Here is a 19,197-nt window from a genome sequence, read left to right on the forward strand (position 1 = left end):
CTTTCGAGGGGAAGGAGTGGAGGGACCCGCGGCGGAGATCTTCTCGCCGTGAGGATGTGAACACTACTCCGACCCGGGTGCCGCGGCAAAGAATCCCTTATTCGCGCCGCGGCACCACCCTGGCCGACTCAGCCCAGCGCCACCTTGTGGTTCCAGGACCGCGCCGTGCGCCAGAGGCAGAACACCGCGAGGACGACGAGCGCGATCACGAAGCCTATGGGCATCACGTTGTTGCTCGCGGAGGCCCCGGCGGCCAACTCGGAGAACAGGTCGAAGCGGACGATCCCCAGCGTCTCGCCGTCGGCCTCCCCCACGCCGAGCGGGATCAGGAACATCCCGAGCAGGGACAGCGCCTGCGTCGCCACATAGAGGAGGACGAACACGACGATCGGTCCGCCGGCCCCGAGCCCGGCCAACCGTCGCTCGTGCCCGATCGAGATCGAGAAGTAGTAGTGCACCGGCCACACCAGGATCGAGCCGAACACCAGCGCGATGCCGGCCGCGACCATCCACCCCGGCGTGACGTCGGTGACGGTGGACCACGCGGCGGTGAGTGTCGACCACGACGGCGACGAGCCGCCCGAGCGCTGGGCGTTCGCCCACCACGCGAGCAGCGCGAGCATCACGGTGAGCACAATGGCCGCCAGGGACGCGAGCATCGCCCAGGCGAGCTTGGCCCAGTAGATGCGGGAGCCGCGTATCGGCAGGGAGTGCGTGAAGTACCCGGTCCGGCCGTAGCCCGAGCGCCAGTAGTCGGCGGCGAGGGTCAGCTGGACGGCCGGGACGGCGATCACCGCGGCGAGCATGCCCGCGGCCAGCCCGAACTCGGACAGCACCGGCCATCCCGAGGCACCGAGCAGGCTGCCCAGCACCCCGATCAACACGATCAACCCGAAGAGGGTCCCGAGCGGACCGCGCGTGCGCAGCCACTCGTGCGTGAGGAGTCTCGTCGTCGTCGCCCTCCTCGGGGCCCCGGTCGACGGTGAGGGGGGCGCGGCGGTCGCGGTCATCGGTACGTCTCCTTGAAGATCTGGTCGAGGCTGGCACCCCGGCCGCCGCGGAGGTCGTCGGCGTCGCCGGAGAGCACGACGCGGCCGTGGCGCATCATCACCACCGCGTCGAGGACGGGTTCGAGGTCGTGCACGAGGTGGGTGGCGATGAGCAGCAGCGAGTCCTCGGAGAGAGTGCGCACGATGCCGTCCACGATCAGTTGCCGCGCGGCCGGGTCGACGCCGGAGATCGGCTCGTCGAGCAGGTAGACGCTCGCGTCGCGCGACATGGCCAGCGCGATCTGGACCTTCTCGCGCATGCCCTTGGACATCTCCTTGAGTCGCGCGGACTCGCTCAGTCCGAAGAAGCCGATGAGGTCGCGGGCCTTCTCGGGGCGGAAGTCGGCGAAGAAGTCCGCGTACAGGTCCAGGCAGTAGCTGACCCGCGCGCGGTCCGGCAGGAAGCTGGTGTCGGGCAGGAAGGACACGCGCGCCTTGGACTCGGGGCCGGGGGCGTGGCCGGCGATGCGGATGTCGCCGGTGTAGCCGGTCATCACGCCCGCGAGGATCTTGAGCAGCGTGGTCTTCCCGCACCCGTTCTCGCCCAGCAGGCCGACGATCTGCCCGGAGGCGAGCGTGAGGTCGAGCCCGTCGAGGGCGGTGACGGGGCCGTAGCGCATGGCGAGGCCGGAGACCTCGACAAGTGGTGTGGGCTTGTTCATGTCAGGCATCTCCGGTGTCTGCATCGGTAGTGGTGTGGTCGTCATGGCTGTCCCATCTCTTCTCGAGTAGTGCTCGGGCCCGGTCGCGCGTCATGCCCAGGCCGCGGACGCGTCGGACGTAGGCGTTGGCGGCGTCGGTGGCGAGGTCGGCGCGGACCTCGTCGATGCGCTCCTCGTCGCTGGTGACGAACCGCCCCGTGGCCCGTTCGGACCGGCACAGCTCGAGGCGTTCGAGTTCGGCGAGGGCGCGCTGGGCGGTGTTGGGGTTGACGCCCAGGTCGGCCGCCAACTCGCGGACGCCGGGCATCTTGGTGCCCGCCGCCCAGTCCCCGGTCACGATGCGTCGCGAGAACTCCTCGACGAGCTGCACCCAGATCGGGGACGCGGTGTCGAACTGCATCGTCGCCCCGCTTCCGTGTTGCTGTATTAGGTGCTTAATACAGTGACATTCGCGTGGGCGACGCGTCAAGAGGGCGGCGCCACGCGGGCGAGCGCCGATGCAAGACGGAACCGGGATCCGGAGCGAGGACGACGACTAGACATCGGGCCCACGCAGTGGCGGCTCGACCGGCTCGCCGCTCGGATCCCGCAGACCGCACGCGGCGGACCCCGCACTCCGCGAGGGGCCGGCCGCCGCGACACACTGATCAACATCGCCAGAGGCGATCGACAAGAACGGATCGCCGGCGGCGCCATGCATCCCTTCGCCCTCGGGCGGGCCGGCGGCGTTGGTCGGCCGGGAAGCTCGGCGGGCACGCGAGCCAGGTCAAGGCCGCTCTGCGAGGAAGCGGCCGATGTCCTCCGCCACTTCATCCGCATGCTCGGAACCCACCGCATGGCTCGCGTCCGGGTACACGATGACGGTGCCCGCACGCAGCGTGCGCTCGGCGGTGTAGGCCGCGTCCCGGGTGTCGTGCATGACCGAGTTCCCTGCCAGGATCGCCAGCACCGGCATCGGCAATGCCCGGAGATCGTCCTCGGGGATGAGAGCGGGCTGCGGAAGCCTGATCGAGTAGCCGCTCATCGCCGTCTCGACCATCCGTGCCACCGGCTCATCCTCGACCGGCGCGCCGCCTGCCGTATACGAAGAGAACGAGTCGCGCCACGACTGGGGCAACCACGGGACCGACGCGGGGATCGCCCGGACCGCTGTGCCCCACGGGATGGACGCGAACGTGTGGGCGGGCTCGATCAGGACCAAGCGGGTCACGTTCTCGGGACGCCGGGCAGCCGTGGTGACGGCCGTCCACCCACCGATCGACAGACCGACGAGGGTGAACTGGTCCTCCGGGAGTCGGTCCAGAGTCTGAGCGAGCCAGGCGGCGATGTCGTCGTTGTCCTCGATCGGGACCTCCTGAACGCTCATCCCCGGCTCCCCTAACAGGTCCAGCACATACACGTCGGCCAGTTCTCGAAGCGACGACATGTTCTCCGCCCAGATCGGGCTGGGCGAGGACCGCCCCGGCAACAACACGAGCGGATCCTGCGCCGGCGAGTCGGTGGTGGCGTCGAACCGGTGGACGCGGACGAACCCGAACCCCGTCCGCACATCCAGCGTCTCGTCCGGGACAGGCATCGTCCCCCAGGCCCGGTTGTACTCGGCCATGAACTCCTCGTACCCGGCGCGGGATTTCCAGTGCCCCACCGGGCTCGGGTCGCGGAGCGCCACAGCCCCGACCGCCACGGCGGCCACGGTTGCGACCACGACTCCGACCCGGAACCGGCGTCTGGGCCGCCTGCGATCCGAGCCCCCGCGCTGCGCCTCGTGTGTGGGTGCCTCGTCCTGCACGACGTCTCCAAACTCTGACCGATCGGTCAGCTTTAGTGTGACGCTAACATCTCCGCATGGCCGCGTACACCCCCGGAACCGATGCACCGACGCGCATCGAACGCCTGCGGCGAGCGCAGATCATCAACGCCACGATCGACCTCGTAGCGGCCCGCGGGCATGCGGCGGCGTCACTCTCCCGGATCGCCGCCGCCGCCGGGGTGGCCAAAGGAACGGTCATCTACCACTTCGTGAGTAGGGACGCGGTGCTCGACGCCGCCTACGACCACGTTCTGGCCTTGCTCATCGAGCAGGTCGCAGCGCAGGTGGAGGATGCCGACCCGTCCCGGGCGCCGGCGGTCTACGTGCGGGCGATGATCGCTCACTTGTCAGCGCACCCCGCTCACGCCCGAACCCTCGAGCAGGCCGGTTTGGCCGCCGCAGCCTCAGGCGAGCCATCCCGGCCTCCCGGTCGCTCACGATGGGAACCCTTGGCCCAACTGATCGGCGAGGCCACCTCCAGCAGCGATCCCGCCCCGGGGCCATCCGACATTCGGACGGCGGCGATCCTGGCGGGCGGGATGATCGACGCAGTGGTCCGCGAGTTCCTGGAGGACCCCGCCTACGACACTGCTGCCGCCGCCCGCGCGATCATCGCCGTGATGGGCTGGGACGACCCGGAAGACGACCGATAACCGCGGCTGAACAGACAATGACGTGGCCGCCCGAGACTGTGCCCAAATGCGGGACCGGGTCCGTGCACGACGTCGTTGCGCCCACCCGGATCACCTCACGGCCCCTGAGCGGTCGCGTATGGCCAGTTCCTACTCCGGCAGTTTCGCCAACAGCCCGTCGGCGCGGGCCGGGTTCAGACAGCTGTCGGGAATTGTCGCGAGTGAGCACCACGCCGGCGGGAGCACCGGGCGATAGCCGGGCTCCACTCCCCCCGCTGCGATGATTTCGCGATAGGCCTCGACCCCGGAGGTCGGGCGCCGGGTCAACGCCGGGTCGCTGAGCGCGTCCACTGTGTACAGGCCGAAGCGGGCCGAGTAGTCGCCCCACTCGTAGTTGTCGACGAGCGACCAATGGTTGTAGCCGATCACCGGATATCCGTCGGCCACCGCGCGCTGCAGCCAGAAGACGGTGTCGCGCAGGAAGTCTCCCCGCTCGATGCCGTCCGCCCGGCCGCCGCCACGGGTCGGCATCCCGTTCTCCACGATGTAGATCGGCTTCCCGGGGTACGAGCGCGCGTAGTGCTGAATCGCCTCGTAGATCCCGTCCGGCTGCGGGCGAACCGCGGCGAAGTCGTCGACCGCCGCGTGGGCCGCGGTGAAATTGTTCAGCGCGACGCCGTAGTAGTAGTCGATCCCCACGTAGTCCACCGCGTCGGCGACCCGGTCGGACACGAGGGTGTCGGTGAACTCGGTGGCCAGTGGCAGATACGCCTCGTTCATCGTGACCATCGCGTCCGGGTCGGCGCGATGGGCGGCCGCGTAGCCGAGCCGGTGCGCGGCCACCACGGCGTCGAGGAAACGGGAGAAGTCGGGCAGACCCACCCGCCCGATGGTCATCTCGTGTTTGAAGAACACCAGGGGTTCGTTGAACGTCACCCAGAGCGTCCCGTCGCCGGCCCATCGGTCGGTGATGAGGTCGGCGAATCGGCCGAACGCGTCGGCCGCGCCCGGCGCCAGCATGCCGCCCTCGTCGGCGAGCCAGCCCGGATAGACGAAGTGGACCATGGTGATCATCGGTGTCATGCCGTGGGCACGGATCGTGTCGATGATCCGGTCGTAGTGCGCGAGCGCCGCATCGTCGTACCGACCCGGCGCGGGCTCGATCCGCGCCCACTCCACCGACAGGCGGAAGGTGTTCACGCCCATTGCCGCAGCGTTCGCGATGTCCTCCGGATAGCGGTTCCAGAAGTCCACCGCGTCGCCCACGGGGTCCGCCTGCCCGGCGGGCGCGGCAGAGTCGGAGTACCGCTTCCAGTTGGAGTCGGGGTTCGAACCCTCCACCTGGAAGCCCGACGTGGCGACGCCCCAGTGAAAGCCGGGCGCGGCGGCGCCGCCGGCGAGCCCGGTGTCCACGGCGGCGGCGGTGGCGGCGGGAGGCAGCGGCGCGGTGGCCATTGCGAGCGCAGCCATCGCCGACACGGCCGTCACGGCGGGCCCCGACGCCCTCACGAACGCCGACGCCCGCCCGCCCGCCGCCGGATTACTCACCTTTTCGGAGCGTATGTCCATAACAGGACCATAGGAAGACGCGTCGCCGTAGGGAGCGGATTCACGGATCAGCACGGAATCCGAGACCGCGGGTTCCGTAACCATCGGTTCACCGAAGCGTCGATTCGAATACCGGCAGTCTCGTAATTCTCGGACATCTTGCCCGGATGGAATGACCGTCGTCCTCCCACGAGAGCCGGCGTCCGCCCGCTCTCATGCCGCCCGAATCGACCGAAGGTCACCCACCATGACGTCACGTGTCCGCCCCGCCATCGGCGCCGCCCTCGCCGGCGCCCTCCTCCTCACCGGTTGTGCGACCGGCACCGCCGACGGTGCCGCGGAAGACGACCGGGTTATCCGCTTCGCCACCCTGCCCGTGAGCGACGACCCCACGGCCGAGACCCCCGTGGTCGAGCTGGCCGCGCTGCTCGAGCAGGAGACCGGCTACAAGGTCGAGATCACCGATGTGCCCAACTACTCGGCGGTCATCGAGGCGATCCGCGCGGGGCACGAGGACCTCGGGATCATGAGCGCGTTCCCCACGGCCATGGCCGTCAACACCGGCGAGGTCGACCCGCTCGTCGCGTGGACCGGCTCCGACGATCCGGTTGCGCGCTGCGTCGTCCTGGCGGATTCGCCGCTCCAGTCGCTCGAGGACATCACCCCGGATCACACCGTCGCCTTCGCCGACCCCGCCTCCAGCTCCGGCTACTTCATGCCGGTGTACATGCTGGACCGGGCCGGCCTCACCCGTGACGAGGACTACGAGGTGCTGTTCTCCGGCGGCCACGACCGCAGCCAGCTGGCGCTGAAGAACGGACAGGCCGACGTGTCGTGCACCGCCGCGATGTTCACCGAGATGGCCGGACAGGGCAGCCCCTACTTCCCGTTCGAGGAGGGCGAGACGCGAGTGATCGGCGAGAGCCCGTCGATGCCCGTGTCGATCGCCGTCCTCGGCAACCAGAAGATGGACGAGTCCAAGCGCGCCGCTCTCCTCGAGGCGCTGCCGGTGGTGTTCGCCCCGGGGAACAAGGACGCGCTCGGCACCTACGGCGAGGCGATCCCCGAGGACGGCGAGCCGATGATGGAGCCGGGCCCGGAGACCTTCCAGACGCTCGTGGACATCGCGGCCGTCGCCGGCGTCGACATCTCGGATCTCGAATGACCGGCCACGCCGCGGCCACGATCCCCGCCCCCGCCCGACCAGCCCGGCCCGTGCCCACGGGCGACCCGCGGGTCCACATCCAGGACCTCAGCGTCCGCTACGCCGCCGACGCCCCGCTCGTGCTCGACGGGGTCGACCTGGACCTGTACGCCGGGCAGACCGTCGCCCTGCTCGGCTCGTCGGGATCGGGCAAGTCGACACTCATGAAGTCCCTGACGGGCTTCGCGCCCATCACCTCCGGCGTCGTCACCGTGGACGGCGCCGACGTCTCCGCCCTCACCGGCCGGCAGTTGCGGCACCTCCGCTCCCAGGTCGGGCAGGTGTTCCAGCAGTTCAACCTCATCGGTCGGCTGTCGGTCCTGACCAACGTGCTCCTGGGGTCGCTGCACCACGCCGGAGCCCTCAACATGCTCGGCACCTTCCGGGCCGCGGACCGCCGGCGTGCCTACGAACTCCTCGAGCGTGTCGGGATCGCGGACAAAGCGCTGGACGAGGCGCGCAGCCTCTCCGGCGGTCAGCAGCAGCGGGTCGCGATCGCGCGGGCCCTGATGCAGCGGCCGCGCTGCGTCCTCGCCGACGAGCCGGTCGCCTCACTGGACCCGCGCACCAGCCACGTCGTCCTCGACCTGTTGCAGTCCATCGCCCGCGACGAGAACATCCCCGTCCTCGTGAGCCTCCACGTCGTGCCGCTGGCCCTGGAGCACTCCGACCGGGTCGTGGGCCTGCGGGGTGGACGGATCGTGGTGGAGGGCGCCACCTCGGATCTCGACGCCGAGGCGCTCGCCCCGGTGTACGCGACCGATGCCGAGGTCGGTGACGACAGGTGAGCACCCGCCAGACTTCCCGGGCCACCGCCCTCTCGTCGTCGTCACCGTCCTCACCGTCACCCACGCGCTCGGCCGACGAGATCGATCGACAGCTCCGCGCGTTCCGTATCCCGCGCTCGCGGTTCCTGGCCGGCGTCGGCGTGGCGATCGTCCTCTTCCTCTGGTCCGCCGACGGCGCCCAGTTCAACTTCCTCGAGCTGGGCGAGGGCACCGCCAACATGGGCGAGTACCTCAGCCGCCTCTTCCCGCCCGACTTCTCGCAGTTCCCGCTCATCATCTCGCTGCTGGTCGAGACCCTGCAGATGGCGATCGTCGGCACGGTCCTCGGAGCGGGCCTCTCGCTCATCGTCGCGTTCGGTGCCGCCGGGAACATCGCCCCGAAGTGGATGTACTACCCCTGTCGCTGGGCCATGAACATCATCAGGTCGATCCCTGACCTGGTCCTGGCGTTGATGTTCGTGTCCGCCGTGGGGCTCGGGCCGTTCGCGGGCATCCTCGCGATGACGCTCGGGTCGATCGGCTCCATCGGCAAGATCTTCGCCGAGGCCATGGAGTCCGTGGACCGCGGTCCCGTCATCGCGATGGAGGCGGTCGGGGCGTCCCGGCGCCAGATCATCCAGTACGCCGTCCTGCCGCAGGCCCTGCCGCTGCTCACCAGCTACACGCTGCTCATGTTCGAGGGCAACGTCCGTGGGGCGACCATCCTCGGGCTCGTCGGCGCGGGCGGGATCGGACTCGAACTCACCACCGCGATGAACCGCTACGAGTACGGCCATCTCAGCGCCATGGTCCTGTGCATCATCGTGCTGGTCACGGTCATCGACCAGGCCAGCGCCATCATCCGGAAGAGGATCCAGTAATGACCACCACTACCTCGGTCCCCGCAGCGGGCGCCACCTCGGTCCCCGCGCTGCCCCTGTCCCCGCCCGTCAACCTGCGCGATCTGGCCGGGATCCCGATCCTCGGGGGCATCACCCGACCCGGCTTCGCCTGGCGCGCCGACGACCTGTCCCTCGCCGACGACGCGTCGGCTCGGCGTCTGGTCGGCAACGGCCTCTCAGCGGTCGTCGACCTGCGCTCCGTCGCCGAGGTCGAGGTCACCGGCCGCGGCGTCCTGGGCTCGCTCCCCGTGGCCTACCACCACGTCCCGTTCATGGCCTCCATCGGCACGGCCATGAAGGACGCGGCGATCCGCGAGGACGCGTGGGATCAGTCGCGGTTCGCCGACATGTACATCGGGCTGTTCGAGAACGCCGCGCCGCAGATCGTTACGGCCCTGGCCGTCATCGCCCACTCCCCCGGCGCAACGGTGTTCCACTGCGCGGCCGGGCAGGACCGCACGGGCGTCCTCGCCGCGGCCCTGCTGCTGTGCCTCGGCGCGGAGACGGAGCACATCGTGCGCGACTACGCCCGGACAGGTGAGAACATCGATCGGGTCTCCGCGCGGGTCCGCCCGGTGATCGAACCCGTGATGGCGCGAATGGGCGTGAGGCTGGACCCCGCGGCCCGGGCCGCTACGCGCACCGTCTACTCCGAGGCTCCGATTCGCGGACTGCTCGAGCATCTGCACACGGCCTACCCGGATCCGCTCCAGCCGCTGCGCGGCGCCGGCCTGACGGACGGTCTGTGCGAGCGCCTGCGTCGGCGAGCACTGTCGGCGTGAGCCCCCGCGTCGCCGAGGCCGGCGTCCGGCGGGCCGGTCCGGGCCGGCCGCGGGCGGAGGGCCACGACGAGAGGATCATCGAGGCCACCCTGCGGCTGATCGATCGCGGCGAACCGGTCACCGTCAACGCGGTGGTGGCCGGCAGCGGGGTCTCCCGCGCGGCCCTGTACCGACGATGGCCCTCGCTCACCGGACTGATCGCCGACGCGCTCGACCACGGCCGCGTCGTTCCCGAGTTCGACCCCACCGCCGACCTCCGGACCACTATGACGTCCATGCTCTTCGACCGGCAGGTGGAGGCCCGCGGCGTCGACTACCCGCTGGGCCGGTTCCGCAAACGCCTCGAGTTGGTGATGGCGGATCCGGACCTGCAGCGCGCCTACTGGGAATCCCACGCGCGTCGGCGCCGCGAGAGCACGCTCGCGGCGCTGGAGGCGGGCGTCGAGCGGGGCGAACTGCGTCCCGACCTCGATCTCGACGCCTGCCTCGACGCGCTCTTGGGGGTCTTCTATTACCAGGCCGTCGTCCGGGGCTCCGGCATGGACGACCCCGACGCGCGCCACCGGTGCCGCCAGGCGTTCGAGACCGTGTGGCGGGGCATGGCGGCCTGAGCGGCCGGGCAGCGCGGCCGCCCCATCCGGGGCGCAGGGCCTGCCCCCGGCCGTCCCCTACCCCTGCCGCGCCCCGGCCCAGCCCGGACCGCGCACGAGGTATCCCACGCGGTCGCTCCACGTCTCCGAGCGGAAGATGTCGCGGGCGATCGCGACCCACTCGTGCGTGGCGATCCGCACCGGGTTGAAGGTGTTGATGTTGGTGGTCAGGCCGTAGACCACGTCCTCGCCCTCGGGCTCGTAGGTACCGAACAGCCGATCCCAGATGATGAGGATGCTGCCGTGGTTGCGGTCGAGGTAGCGCCGGTTGCTGCCGTGGTGCACGCGGTGATGCGAGGGCGAGTTGAGCACCTTCTCCAGCGGCCCGATGGACCGGATGGCCTCGGTGTGGACCCAGAACTGATAGATGAGGTTCACCGCGCGGGCGTCCTGCACGATCGCCGACCGCACGCCCAGCAGCGACAGCAGCCCGTACGGGACGTAGATGGTCAGCGCCTCGGCCACCGGCTGGCGCAGCGCGGTCGAGAGGTTGTACCGCTCGCTGGAGTGGTGGACGACGTGCATGGCCCACAGCCAGCGGCTCTCGTGGTCGAGCCGGTGGTTCCAGTAGTAGAGGAAGTCCCACCCGAGGATGCCCACCGCGTAAGCGAGCGGCCCCGAGCCCAGGTCCAGCGGGGACCGGCGGAACAGGACCGAGCTGGCGGTCTGCGCGCTCCACAACGTGGAGACCATGACGACGGTCGACGCGACGGCGGACACGGCCGACCCGCCGGTGATCCGGCGCAGCGCGGGCGGGATCGCCGCGTCGCGCTCAAGGCGTCCCCCGCCCTCACCGTCGGTGGGTGCCGACGCCGATGACGACGACAAGGTCCCCGCCTCCGGCAGGCCCGACCCGCGATGTCGCCGGAGCACGTCCCCGGCGGTGGCCACGGCGGCCGACGCCAGAGAGAAGCCCATCAGCGCCTTGGCGTAGCGGCCGGTCCGCGGGGTGAGCGGCGCAAGGAGCCGGTCCGTGATGTACGGGGCGATCAGACTCCCGACGCCCATCGACAGGCTGGCCATGGTGTCGGCGAACTCGTAGTCGCCGGCCCGCCGGTCGGGGGCCGGGTTGCGCTTCTGCCACGCGTATTCGGCCGCCATCGACGCCACGAACGCCGGGATCGCCAGTACTGTCAGATCGACCTTCATGCTCCGAGGATATGACGCCCGCCCCCTGGGCGCGCCCCCGCGCGTTCGCGCTTGGCGGGGCGCCGCCGGATCAGTGCGCGGCGGGAGCGGTGGCCGGACCCTCGGTCTGTGCGCTGTTGCGGACGAAGAACACGCCCACGATGGGCACCAGCGAGATGACCGCACCGAGCAGCAGCGCGTTGTGCACACCGGTCATCTGCGCGGCGACGCCGCCCAGCCCGGTCTCGGCCCCGGAGACGATTCCGATGGTCATCACGGTGATGAACAGCGCGGTGCCGGCGGCTGCCGCGACCTGCTGCAGCGTGTTGAGCAGCGCGGAACCGTGCGAATACAGGTGCGGCGGGAGGGACCCGAGCGCGGAGGTCATGAGCGGCGAGAACAGGAACGCCAGACCCACGCTGAGAACGATGTGCCACGCCACGACGAGGACCAGCGAACTGCCGTCGGAGAAGGTCGTGAACATTCCCCACAATCCGGCGGAGGCCAGGATCGAGCCGGGAATGATGAGGGGGCGCGGGCCGATCCGGTCGAACGCGCGGCCGACAAACCAGCCGAGCACGCCCATGATCAGGCCGCCCGGCAGGAGGGCGAGCCCGGAGTTCAGGGTGCTGGTGCCCAGCACCTGCTGCATGTACAGCGGCAGCAGGATGAGGGTGCCGAACAGCGACATCATGGAGATGAGCATGAGCACGAGGCTCACGGTGAAGGTCGGGAAGGTGAAGGCCCGCACGTCGAGCAGCGCGTAGTCCTTGAGCGCGAGCTGACGCCACACGAACACGGCCAGCGCGACCGCGCCGATCACGACGGGGATCCACGGCGAGATGAGGGCGTTGCCGCTGGCGGCCTCGCCGATCGAGCTGAGGCCGAAGATGATGCCGGCGAAGCCGACGGCGGAGAGCACGCCGGAGAGGACGTCGAGCGGGATCGAGCGCGGCTCGGTCACGTTGCGGATGAGGACCGCCCCGGCCACGAGCGCCACGATCCCGATGGGCAGGACCGACCAGAACATCCACCGCCAGCTCAGGACCTCGAGCACGAGGCCGCCCACCGTGGGGCCGATGGCGGGCGCGACGGCGATCACGATGGAGATGACACCCATCGTGCGGCCGCGCCGGTCGGCCGGCACCACGTTGAGGACGGTCGTCATGAGCAGCGGGATCATGATCGCGGTACCGATAGCCTGCACGACCCGGCCCGCGACCAGCATGGGGAACACCACCGCCAGCGAGGCGAACAGCGTCCCGGCCGTGAACGTGCTCATCGCGACCACGAACACCGACCGCAGCGGCAGCCGGACGAGCAACCAGCCGGTGAACGGGATGACCACGGCCATCGTGAGCATGAAGGCGGTGGTGAGCCACTGCGCCGTCGCGGCGGTGACCGCGAACTCGACCATGAGCTCGGGCAGCGCCACGGACATGATGGTCTCGTTGAGGATCACCACGAACGCGGCGCCGACGAGCAGGGCGATAAGGCGCACGGTCGCGGCGGGCAGCGGGGGCGAACCCTGCGCAGGGGCCTGCGCGGCGGCGTTGGGGTTGGCGGAGACTTCAGACGTCACGGTCGTCCTCGAGGTGTTCGAAAATGGGAGAGACAAGAATCCGGCGCCGGTGGGCCGCGCACGGGAACCTTCGCACTCTACTTGAACAGCCGTCCGGCGCGCGCCTCACGTGATGGGGATTACCTCGGGCACGAGGCGCGGGACCAGGCGGACGAGGACGACCATGGCGACGAGCTCGACGAGAGTCTGGGTGACGACGACGAGGGGCGCCATCTCGAACTCCGCCGGCAGCGCCAGCACGAGCGGGAGGACCACCAACGAGTTGCGGGTCGCCCCGCTGAACGCGATCGCCCGCCTGCCGGGCACATCGAGTCCCGCCAGCCGCCCGGCGAGCACGCCCACGGGCACCATGACGGCCACGAACACCGCGTACACAGGCACGACCAGCGCCAGCGCGCCGAGCCACTCGCTGACCGCGGCGATCTGGGACGCCACCACCAAGGCGAGGGTGGCGATCATGAGCGGGACCATCGCAGCGACCGCTCCCCGCTCGACCGCGCCGGCGGCCCGGGCGAGAGGGCCCGCGGCGCGGCCAACGGGGCCGGCGGGGCCCGCGGGCCCGGCGGCACGACCGGGGGCCGCGCGCTGGGTGAGCGCCGCGGCGGCCAGCGGCAACACGATGAGCAGGAGGAACGCCTCGACGAACGGGCCGGGCTCCACTGCGTCGACGAACCCGGCCCCGAGGAACGCCCACAGGTACAGCGGCAGCAGGATCATCTGCGCGAGCATGAGCAGCGGCGTGGCCGCCAGCAGCCGCCGCGTGTCGGCCCCCGCGAGGCCGGAGAAGACGAGGACGTAGTCGATGCACGGGGTGAGCAGGACGAACAGCACGCCCACGAGCAGAACGCGGTCGTGGGCCACGACGCGCGAGAGCAGCCAGACGATCGGCGGGAGCACGACGAAGTTGACCACGCCGATGGTCGCGAGGAATCGGCGGTCGCGCAGGGCCCGGCCGACCTCGGCGAACGGGATCGCGAGGAACGTGGCGTACAGCAGCAGCGCCAGGACCGGCTGGATCGCGACCTCCGCCGGGTCGGCCACGGACGGGGCGGCCAACCCGACGATCCCACCGGCCACGAGACCTCCGAGATACAGCGCCACCTGGTGGCGCTCCATCCACTCCGCGCTCGCGCGCATGCCCCTCCCCTCGCCGGCCGGTGTGCCGTCGGCCCTACTGGTCCCGTCGGAGAACAGGTCTACCCTGTAGCCCGTGGAGACGCGGACGCTGCCGGTGTACGAGGCGGGTTCGGCCGTGATGCCGTATGTCATCACCGGCATGGACGAGCTCGTGCACCGGGACACGGTGTGGGCGCCGCATTCGCATCCCACGCACGAGCTGCTGTGGAACCGGGCCGGCGCCTCGACCGCGACCATCGGCGCCCGGACGTGGACCATCACCCCGTCGGTCGGGCTGTGGATCCCCGCCGGGGTCCTGCACTCGGCGACCGCACCGGCGGGCACGTGGTACCGCACGGCCCACGTCGACCCGCGCACCGAGTCGCCGCTGCCGGACGGGCCCGTCGCGGTGGAGATGACCCCGCTGCTCACCCTGCTCCTCGAGCGACTGGTCGACCAGACCCTGCAGGCACACTCGCGCGAACTCACCGAGCAGATGGTGTTCGACCTGCTCGAGCCGTCCCCGCACGCCCTGCTCGTTCAGCGTCCAAACTCGGAGCTGCTCCGGCCGATCGTCGCCGCGCTCGAGGCGGACCCGGGCGACCCGCGCTCGCTGACGGAGTGGGCGGCGAGGCTGGGCGTGAGCGAGCGGACCATCACCCGGGCCTTCCGCGCGGGCACCGGGCTCAGCTTCGGCGCCTGGCAGGCGGCCTTCCGCGCGCAACAGGCCGCCCTGCTCCTCGGCCGCGGGATGTCCGTGGACGAGGTGGCCGCGCGAGTCGGGTACAGCTCCGCCAGCGCGTTCGGCGCGGCGTTCCGCCGGACCACCGGACTGACGCCGGAGCGGTTCCGCGAGCTCGGCGTGTCCGAAGCGCTACATCCGGCGTCCTGATCAAGCGATTGCGCCGCTGACCGGCGCCGTCGTACCGTCTTAGGCGAGCCTCACCTAAAGCCGACCCATATCGCGGGCGGCCGGAGAGAGCAGTCCTGCCGACCTTACGAGAGTGAGAGAGCCGCCCCGATGCGTTCTCGCGGAGTTGTGTCCTTTGTCATCGCCTCCACCGCCGCCCTGGTGTTGACCGCGTGCGGGTCGTCGTCCGACGACTCGTCCGCGGCCGACGCGAGCGCTGCCAGTGGTTCGGCGGAGTACCCGGTCGTCGTCGAGCACGCGCTCGGCACCACGACCATCGAGGAGGCTCCCGAGCGGGTCGCCACCGTCGCGTGGGCGAACCACGAGGTGCCACTCGCGCTGGGCGTCGTCCCCGTCGGCATGGCCGCGGCGAACTTCGGTGACGACGACGGCGACGGCATGCTGCCGTGGGTCGAGGAGAAGCTCACCGAGCTCGGGGGCGAGACCCCGGTGCTCTTCGACGAGACCGACGGCATCGACTTCGAGGCCGTGGCCGACACCGACCCGGACGTCATCCTCGCCGCCTACTCGGGCCTCACGCAGGAGGACTACGACACCCTCAGCGAGATCGCCCCGGTCGTCGCGTACCCCGAGGAGGCGTGGGCCACCTCGTGGCGCGACGTCATCACCTTCAACGCCAAGGGCCTGGGCCTCGAGGCCGAGGGCACCGAGCTCATCTCCCGGATCGAGGGCGAGATCGACGAGGCGACCGCCGAGTACCCGGAGCTCGAGGGCACCGCGACGATGTTCATGACGCACATCGACCCGACCGACCTGTCGACGGTGAACTTCTACACCGCCGCCGACACCCGAGCCGCGTTCTTCGAGGACCTGGGCCTGACCACCCCGAAGGCGGTCGCCGAGGCGTCGGCCGGCGGCAAGTTCTCCGGCAGCGTGTCCGCCGAGCAGCTCGACATGTTCGACGACGTCGAGCTCATCGTCACCTACGGCGACCAGGAGCTCGTCGACACCCTGCGCGCCGACCCGCTGCTGTCGCAGATGCCGGCGGTGAAGAACGACGCGATCGTGTTCCTCGACGGCAACGGCCCCATGGGCACCGCCGCGAACCCCACGCCGCTGGCCATCTCGTGGGTGCTCGACGACTACGTCGCGCAGCTGGCGGAGGCCGCCGGCAAGTGACCGCCGACCCGGCCACGGCAGCATCCCCCGCGTCGGGCGTCGCCCAGTCTGCTGTCCAGGCTGTGCGGCGCCCGGCGCGCGTTCGTGTGGCCTGGCTCCTGGTGACGATCGCGGTCCTCGTCGTCGTCGTCATCGCCTCGGTGTCCATCGGCTCCCGCGCGGTCACCCTCGACGAGATCGTCGCCGCGCTGGGCGGTTCCACCGACGGCCTCGGCGAGGCCGCGGTGACCAAGCGCGTGTGGCGCACCGTCCTCGCCGTCCTCGTCGGCGCGGCGCTCGGCGTGGCCGGCGCGGTGATGCAAGGCGTGACCCGCAACCCGCTCGCCGACCCGGGGATCCTCGGCGTGACCATGGGCGCGTCGCTGGCCGTGGTGGTGGGAATCGCGTGGTTCGGCCTGTGGACATACACCGGCTACATCTGGGCCGCGATCGTCGGCGCGGCGATCACCGCAGTGTTCGTCTACGTGGTGGGCTCGCTCGGCCGCGGCGGGGCGACCCCCCTCAAGCTCGCGCTGGCCGGCACGGCGACCTCCGCGGCGGCGTCGTCGTTCATCAGCGCCGTCGTGCTGCCGCGCGGCGACATCGCCGGCGGCGTGCGGTCCTGGCAGGTCGGCGGCGTGGGCGGCGCGGGCGCCGAGGCGATCGAGCAGGTGGCGCCGTTCCTCCTCGTGGGCGCGCTGATCTGCTTCCTCACCGCGCGGCCCCTCAACTCCCTCGCGCTGGGCGACGACCTCGCCGCCGGGCTCGGCGAGCACGTCGTGGCCATCCGCGCGATCTCCTCGCTCGGCGCGGTCCTGCTGTGCGGCGCGGCGACCGCCGTGGCCGGGCCCATCGCCTTCGTCGGCCTCATCGTCCCCCACGCCTGCCGCCTGCTCGTGGGCGTGGATCACCGCTGGCTGCTGCCGTTCTCCGCGCTCACCGGCGCCGTGCTCGTGACCGCCTCCGACGTGCTCGGCCGCATCGTGGCCCGGCCCGCCGAGATCGACGTCGGCATCATCACCGCCCTCGTGGGCGCGCCGTTCCTCATCGCGATCGTGCGTCGGCAGAAGGTGCGTGAGCTGTGAGCGCCGCCCTCTCCGCCGCCCGCCCGTCCGCCGTCGAGGTGGTGGCGGACGGTCGCCGCGCGCGTGGCCGGCGCCGCCGGCTGGTGATGGCCCTGCTCGCGCTGGTCGCCGTGGCGCTGTTCGCCGCGACGCTCATGGTGGGCAAGACCTTCTACTCCCCCGCCGAGGTGTGGGGCGTGATCCTCGGCCACGACGTCGACGGCGCCACCTTCACCGTGGGCCGGCTCCGGCTGCCGCGCGCGGTCCTGGCCGTGCTCACCGGGGTCTGCTTCGGCCTCGGCGGCGTGACGTTCCAGACCATGCTGCGCAACCCGCTGGCCTCCCCGGACATCATCGGCATCAGCTCCGGCGCGAGCGCGGCGGCCGCGTTCGCGATCGTCGTGCTGGGACTGGGCGGCGCGCAGGTGTCGGCCTTCGCGATCGTCGCCGGCATCGCCGTCGCGCTGATCATCTACGCCCTGGCATACCGCGGCGGCGTGGCGGGGACTCGGCTCGTGCTCATCGGAATCGGGATCGCCGCCACCCTCAACGCGGTGACCGACTACGTCCTCAAGACCGCCCCGCAGTGGGAGCTGCAGGAGGCCATGCGCTGGCTCACCGGCAGCCTCAACGGCGCGTCGTGGGAGCAGGTCCGGCCCGTGCTCGTGGCGACCGTCGTGTTCGGCCCGGTTCTGCTGCTTCTCGCGCGCGACCTGGGCCTGCTCCGGCTGGGCGACGACACCGCCTCCGCGCTGGGCGTGCGCACCGAGCGCACGCGCATCGCGCTCATCATCGCCGCCGTGGCCCTCATCGCGTTCGCCACCTCGGCGGCCGGGCCGATCGCCTTCGTCGCGTTCCTCGCCGGGCCCATCGCCGCCCGCCTCGTCGGCCCGCACGGCTCGCCGCTCGTCCCGGCCGCGCTCGTGGGCGCCGTGCTGGTGCTGGCCGCGGACCTGGTCGGCCAGTTCGCGTTCGGCTCGCGCTACCCCGTGGGCGTCATCACCGGCGCCCTCGGCGCGCCGTACCTCATCTACCTCATCGCCCGCACCAACCGCACCGGAGGCTCGCTGTGACCGCCGACCACACCCTCGAGGCCACCGGGCTGAGCCTGTCCTACGGCGACCGCGCGGTCATCCGCGACCTGGACCTGGTCGTGCCGCCCGGGCGCATCACCGCGATCGTCGGCGCCAACGCGTGCGGTAAGTCCACGCTACTGCGCTCGATGTCGCGGCTGCTCAAGCCGCGCGGCGGGCAGGTGCTCCTCGACGGCGCGGAGGTCCACCGCATGCCGGCCAAGAAGCTCGCCCGCACGCTGGGGTTGCTGCCCCAGTCCCCCGTCGCGCCGGAGGGCATCACCGTGTCCGACCTGGTGGGGCGCGGCCGGAACCCGCACCAGGGGATCATGTCGCGGTGGTCGAGGGACGACGACGAAGCCGTGGCAGCCGCCCTCGAGGCGACCGGCAGCCTCGAGTTGGCGGACCGGGCCGTGGACGAGCTGTCCGGCGGTCAGCGGCAGCGCGTATGGATCGCCATGGCGCTGGCGCAGAGCACGGACCTGCTGCTGCTCGACGAGCCCACCACGTTCCTCGACGTCGCGCACCAGGTGGAGGTGCTGGACCTGCTCGTGGACCTCAACCGGGACCGCGGCACGACCATCGTCATGGTGCTGCACGACCTCAACCTGGCCGCCCGCTACGCCGACCACCTCGTGGCGATCGCCGACGGCGACGTCCACTGCTGCGGAGCCCCAGACGACGTGCTCACGCCGGAGATGGTCCGCGCGGTGTTCGGCCTGGACGCCGTGGTGATCGCGGACCCCACCTCCGGGCGGCCGCTCATGCTGCCGCTGGGGCGGCACGGGATCCGGGACGGCGTGCTGGCGGCGGGCGTCGACTCGATGACGGCGCGGGCCGACGCGGTGCCGGCGCGGGCCGACGCGGTGCCGGCGCGGGAGGCCTGAACCACGGGCGCGAGTCTCATCCGGGTCGGCGGGCTCGGCAGACAGCCAGCGCGAGTGCCGCCGGTTACGCTGCCCCTCTGCCGTGCGCTGCCTCTATGCACGTTTCGACCGGACTCATGCTGGGACGATGGACCATTCCCGCAGCGCAGGTCAGAGCGACAGCGTATCCGGGCGGTGGTGTGATGCCGGAATGCCCGCTCCCGGCCGAGCCCCTCGAACTTTGGTGGCACCACTGCGAGAAAACCGCTGTTGCATCGCGGTAGCTACACCGAAATCCGCCCCGTCAGAGCTCCGTCCGCCCCGTCAGAGCTC

At 71.1% G+C, this 19,197-nt stretch carries 19 protein-coding genes; 11 read left to right on the plus strand and 8 right to left on the minus strand.

The features are described from left to right. Window positions 1–128 precede the first annotated feature (128 nt). The 4 genes from A6035_RS10385 to A6035_RS10400 form a co-directional block, all read right to left on the minus strand. Window positions 129–1,010, minus strand: a complete 882-nt coding sequence (locus A6035_RS10385) for a hypothetical protein (RefSeq protein ID WP_108847719.1) — start codon at window positions 1,008–1,010, stop codon at window positions 129–131. Next, on the minus strand, window positions 1,007–1,711 hold the full coding sequence (locus tag A6035_RS10390; RefSeq protein WP_244192409.1) for an ABC transporter ATP-binding protein: 705 nt from the start codon (window positions 1,709–1,711) through the stop codon (window positions 1,007–1,009). Before A6035_RS10390 ends, A6035_RS10385 begins: the two co-directional genes overlap by 4 nt. 1 nt (window position 1,712) lies before the next feature. Then, window positions 1,713–2,111 carry a GntR family transcriptional regulator gene (locus tag A6035_RS10395; protein WP_108847721.1) on the minus strand — a complete coding sequence of 133 codons (399 nt, stop codon included), beginning with the start codon at window positions 2,109–2,111 and terminating at the stop codon, window positions 1,713–1,715. A 366-nt stretch (window positions 2,112–2,477) separates the two neighbouring features. Beyond that, window positions 2,478–3,416: an alpha/beta fold hydrolase gene (locus A6035_RS10400; RefSeq protein ID WP_108849222.1), complete on the minus strand. Its 939-nt coding sequence runs from the start codon at window positions 3,414–3,416 to the stop codon at window positions 2,478–2,480. Between the two features lie 140 nt (window positions 3,417–3,556). On the opposite strand from A6035_RS10400, the gene A6035_RS10405 reads away from it, so the two are divergent. Next, window positions 3,557–4,174, plus strand: coding sequence for a TetR/AcrR family transcriptional regulator (locus A6035_RS10405; protein WP_108847722.1), 618 nt, complete (start codon window positions 3,557–3,559; stop codon window positions 4,172–4,174). Between the two features lie 129 nt (window positions 4,175–4,303). On the opposite strand, the gene A6035_RS10410 is transcribed toward A6035_RS10405, so the two are convergent. After that, window positions 4,304–5,623, minus strand: coding sequence for a family 1 glycosylhydrolase (locus A6035_RS10410; protein ID WP_108849223.1), 1,320 nt, complete (start codon window positions 5,621–5,623; stop codon window positions 4,304–4,306). A 325-nt stretch (window positions 5,624–5,948) separates the two neighbouring features. On the opposite strand from A6035_RS10410, the gene phnD reads away from it, so the two are divergent. Genes phnD through A6035_RS10435 form a run of 5 tightly spaced genes read left to right on the plus strand, consistent with a single transcriptional unit; the run spans window position 5,949 to window position 9,967 of the window. Beyond that, window positions 5,949–6,866, plus strand: a complete 918-nt coding sequence (phnD, locus tag A6035_RS10415) for a phosphate/phosphite/phosphonate ABC transporter substrate-binding protein (RefSeq protein ID WP_108847723.1) — start codon at window positions 5,949–5,951, stop codon at window positions 6,864–6,866. Then, on the plus strand, window positions 6,863–7,693 hold the full coding sequence (locus tag A6035_RS10420; protein ID WP_108847724.1) for a phosphonate ABC transporter ATP-binding protein: 831 nt from the start codon (window positions 6,863–6,865) through the stop codon (window positions 7,691–7,693). The genes phnD and A6035_RS10420 overlap by 4 nt, the downstream gene beginning before the upstream one ends. Continuing rightward, a complete protein-coding gene (gene phnE, locus A6035_RS10425; protein ID WP_108847725.1) occupies window positions 7,690–8,553 on the plus strand; it encodes a phosphonate ABC transporter, permease protein PhnE in 864 nt (287 codons plus the stop codon). The genes A6035_RS10420 and phnE overlap by 4 nt, the downstream gene beginning before the upstream one ends. Then, on the plus strand, window positions 8,553–9,356 hold the full coding sequence (locus A6035_RS10430; RefSeq protein WP_108847726.1) for a tyrosine-protein phosphatase: 804 nt from the start codon (window positions 8,553–8,555) through the stop codon (window positions 9,354–9,356). Before phnE ends, A6035_RS10430 begins: the two co-directional genes overlap by 1 nt. Then, window positions 9,353–9,967: a TetR/AcrR family transcriptional regulator gene (locus A6035_RS10435; RefSeq protein WP_200836363.1), complete on the plus strand. Its 615-nt coding sequence runs from the start codon at window positions 9,353–9,355 to the stop codon at window positions 9,965–9,967. Before A6035_RS10430 ends, A6035_RS10435 begins: the two co-directional genes overlap by 4 nt. A gap of 57 nt (window positions 9,968–10,024) precedes the next feature. Here A6035_RS10435 and A6035_RS10440 read toward each other — a convergent pair whose 3' ends face one another. The 3 genes from A6035_RS10440 to A6035_RS10450 all read right to left on the minus strand — a co-directional run bounded on the left by A6035_RS10440 (window position 10,025) and on the right by A6035_RS10450 (window position 13,853). Beyond that, the gene (locus A6035_RS10440; protein ID WP_108847728.1) at window positions 10,025–11,155 is read right to left on the minus strand and encodes a sterol desaturase family protein; all 1,131 of its coding nucleotides are present in this window, start codon (window positions 11,153–11,155) and stop codon (window positions 10,025–10,027) included. Between the two features lie 70 nt (window positions 11,156–11,225). Beyond that, the gene (locus A6035_RS10445) at window positions 11,226–12,716 is read right to left on the minus strand and encodes an MDR family MFS transporter (protein WP_108847729.1); all 1,491 of its coding nucleotides are present in this window, start codon (window positions 12,714–12,716) and stop codon (window positions 11,226–11,228) included. Window positions 12,717–12,821: 105 nt separating this feature from the next. Next, a complete protein-coding gene (locus A6035_RS10450) occupies window positions 12,822–13,853 on the minus strand; it encodes an arsenic resistance protein (RefSeq protein WP_108847730.1) in 1,032 nt (343 codons plus the stop codon). Window positions 13,854–13,971: 118 nt separating this feature from the next. Between A6035_RS10450 and A6035_RS10455 the strand changes: the two genes are divergently transcribed. From A6035_RS10455 to A6035_RS10475, 5 genes are all read left to right on the plus strand, one after another. Continuing rightward, window positions 13,972–14,724 (plus strand): AraC family transcriptional regulator, encoded by a 753-nt coding sequence (locus tag A6035_RS10455; RefSeq protein ID WP_108849224.1) that lies wholly within the window; start codon window positions 13,972–13,974, stop codon window positions 14,722–14,724. 129 nt (window positions 14,725–14,853) lie between these two features. Further along, window positions 14,854–15,882 (plus strand): iron-siderophore ABC transporter substrate-binding protein, encoded by a 1,029-nt coding sequence (locus A6035_RS10460; RefSeq protein ID WP_108847731.1) that lies wholly within the window; start codon window positions 14,854–14,856, stop codon window positions 15,880–15,882. Between the two features lie 62 nt (window positions 15,883–15,944). Beyond that, a complete protein-coding gene (locus A6035_RS10465; RefSeq protein WP_162534029.1) occupies window positions 15,945–16,946 on the plus strand; it encodes a FecCD family ABC transporter permease in 1,002 nt (333 codons plus the stop codon). Window positions 16,947–17,032: 86 nt separating this feature from the next. Further along, window positions 17,033–17,998: a FecCD family ABC transporter permease gene (locus tag A6035_RS10470; protein WP_108849225.1), complete on the plus strand. Its 966-nt coding sequence runs from the start codon at window positions 17,033–17,035 to the stop codon at window positions 17,996–17,998. Continuing rightward, on the plus strand, window positions 17,995–18,885 hold the full coding sequence (locus A6035_RS10475) for an ABC transporter ATP-binding protein (protein WP_108847733.1): 891 nt from the start codon (window positions 17,995–17,997) through the stop codon (window positions 18,883–18,885). The genes A6035_RS10470 and A6035_RS10475 overlap by 4 nt, the downstream gene beginning before the upstream one ends. Window positions 18,886–19,197 lie beyond the last annotated feature (312 nt).

Origin of the sequence: Dietzia lutea, from assembly GCF_003096075.1 — a bacterium.
Lineage (GTDB): Bacteria > Actinomycetota > Actinomycetes > Mycobacteriales > Mycobacteriaceae > Dietzia > Dietzia lutea.

Excerpts from the sequence above, each read along its gene's own strand:
- A6035_RS10385 (WP_108847719.1), bottom strand. The coding sequence starts at position 1,010 with ATGACCGCGACCGCCGCGCCCCCCTCACCGTCGACCGGGGCCCCGAGG.
- A6035_RS10390 (WP_244192409.1), bottom strand. The coding sequence starts at position 1,711 with ATGAACAAGCCCACACCACTTGTCGAGGTCTCCGGCCTCGCCATGCGC.
- A6035_RS10395 (WP_108847721.1), bottom strand. The coding sequence starts at position 2,111 with ATGCAGTTCGACACCGCGTCCCCGATCTGGGTGCAGCTCGTCGAGGAG.
- A6035_RS10405 (WP_108847722.1), top strand. The coding sequence starts at position 3,557 with ATGGCCGCGTACACCCCCGGAACCGATGCACCGACGCGCATCGAACGC.
- A6035_RS10410 (WP_108849223.1), bottom strand. The coding sequence starts at position 5,623 with ATGGCTGCGCTCGCAATGGCCACCGCGCCGCTGCCTCCCGCCGCCACC.
- phnD (WP_108847723.1), top strand. The coding sequence starts at position 5,949 with ATGACGTCACGTGTCCGCCCCGCCATCGGCGCCGCCCTCGCCGGCGCC.
- A6035_RS10420 (WP_108847724.1), top strand. The coding sequence starts at position 6,863 with ATGACCGGCCACGCCGCGGCCACGATCCCCGCCCCCGCCCGACCAGCC.
- A6035_RS10430 (WP_108847726.1), top strand. The coding sequence starts at position 8,553 with ATGACCACCACTACCTCGGTCCCCGCAGCGGGCGCCACCTCGGTCCCC.
- A6035_RS10440 (WP_108847728.1), bottom strand. The coding sequence starts at position 11,155 with ATGAAGGTCGATCTGACAGTACTGGCGATCCCGGCGTTCGTGGCGTCG.
- A6035_RS10450 (WP_108847730.1), bottom strand. The coding sequence starts at position 13,853 with ATGCGCGCGAGCGCGGAGTGGATGGAGCGCCACCAGGTGGCGCTGTAT.
- A6035_RS10455 (WP_108849224.1), top strand. The coding sequence starts at position 13,972 with ATGCCGTATGTCATCACCGGCATGGACGAGCTCGTGCACCGGGACACG.
- A6035_RS10460 (WP_108847731.1), top strand. The coding sequence starts at position 14,854 with ATGCGTTCTCGCGGAGTTGTGTCCTTTGTCATCGCCTCCACCGCCGCC.
- A6035_RS10470 (WP_108849225.1), top strand. The coding sequence starts at position 17,033 with ATGGCCCTGCTCGCGCTGGTCGCCGTGGCGCTGTTCGCCGCGACGCTC.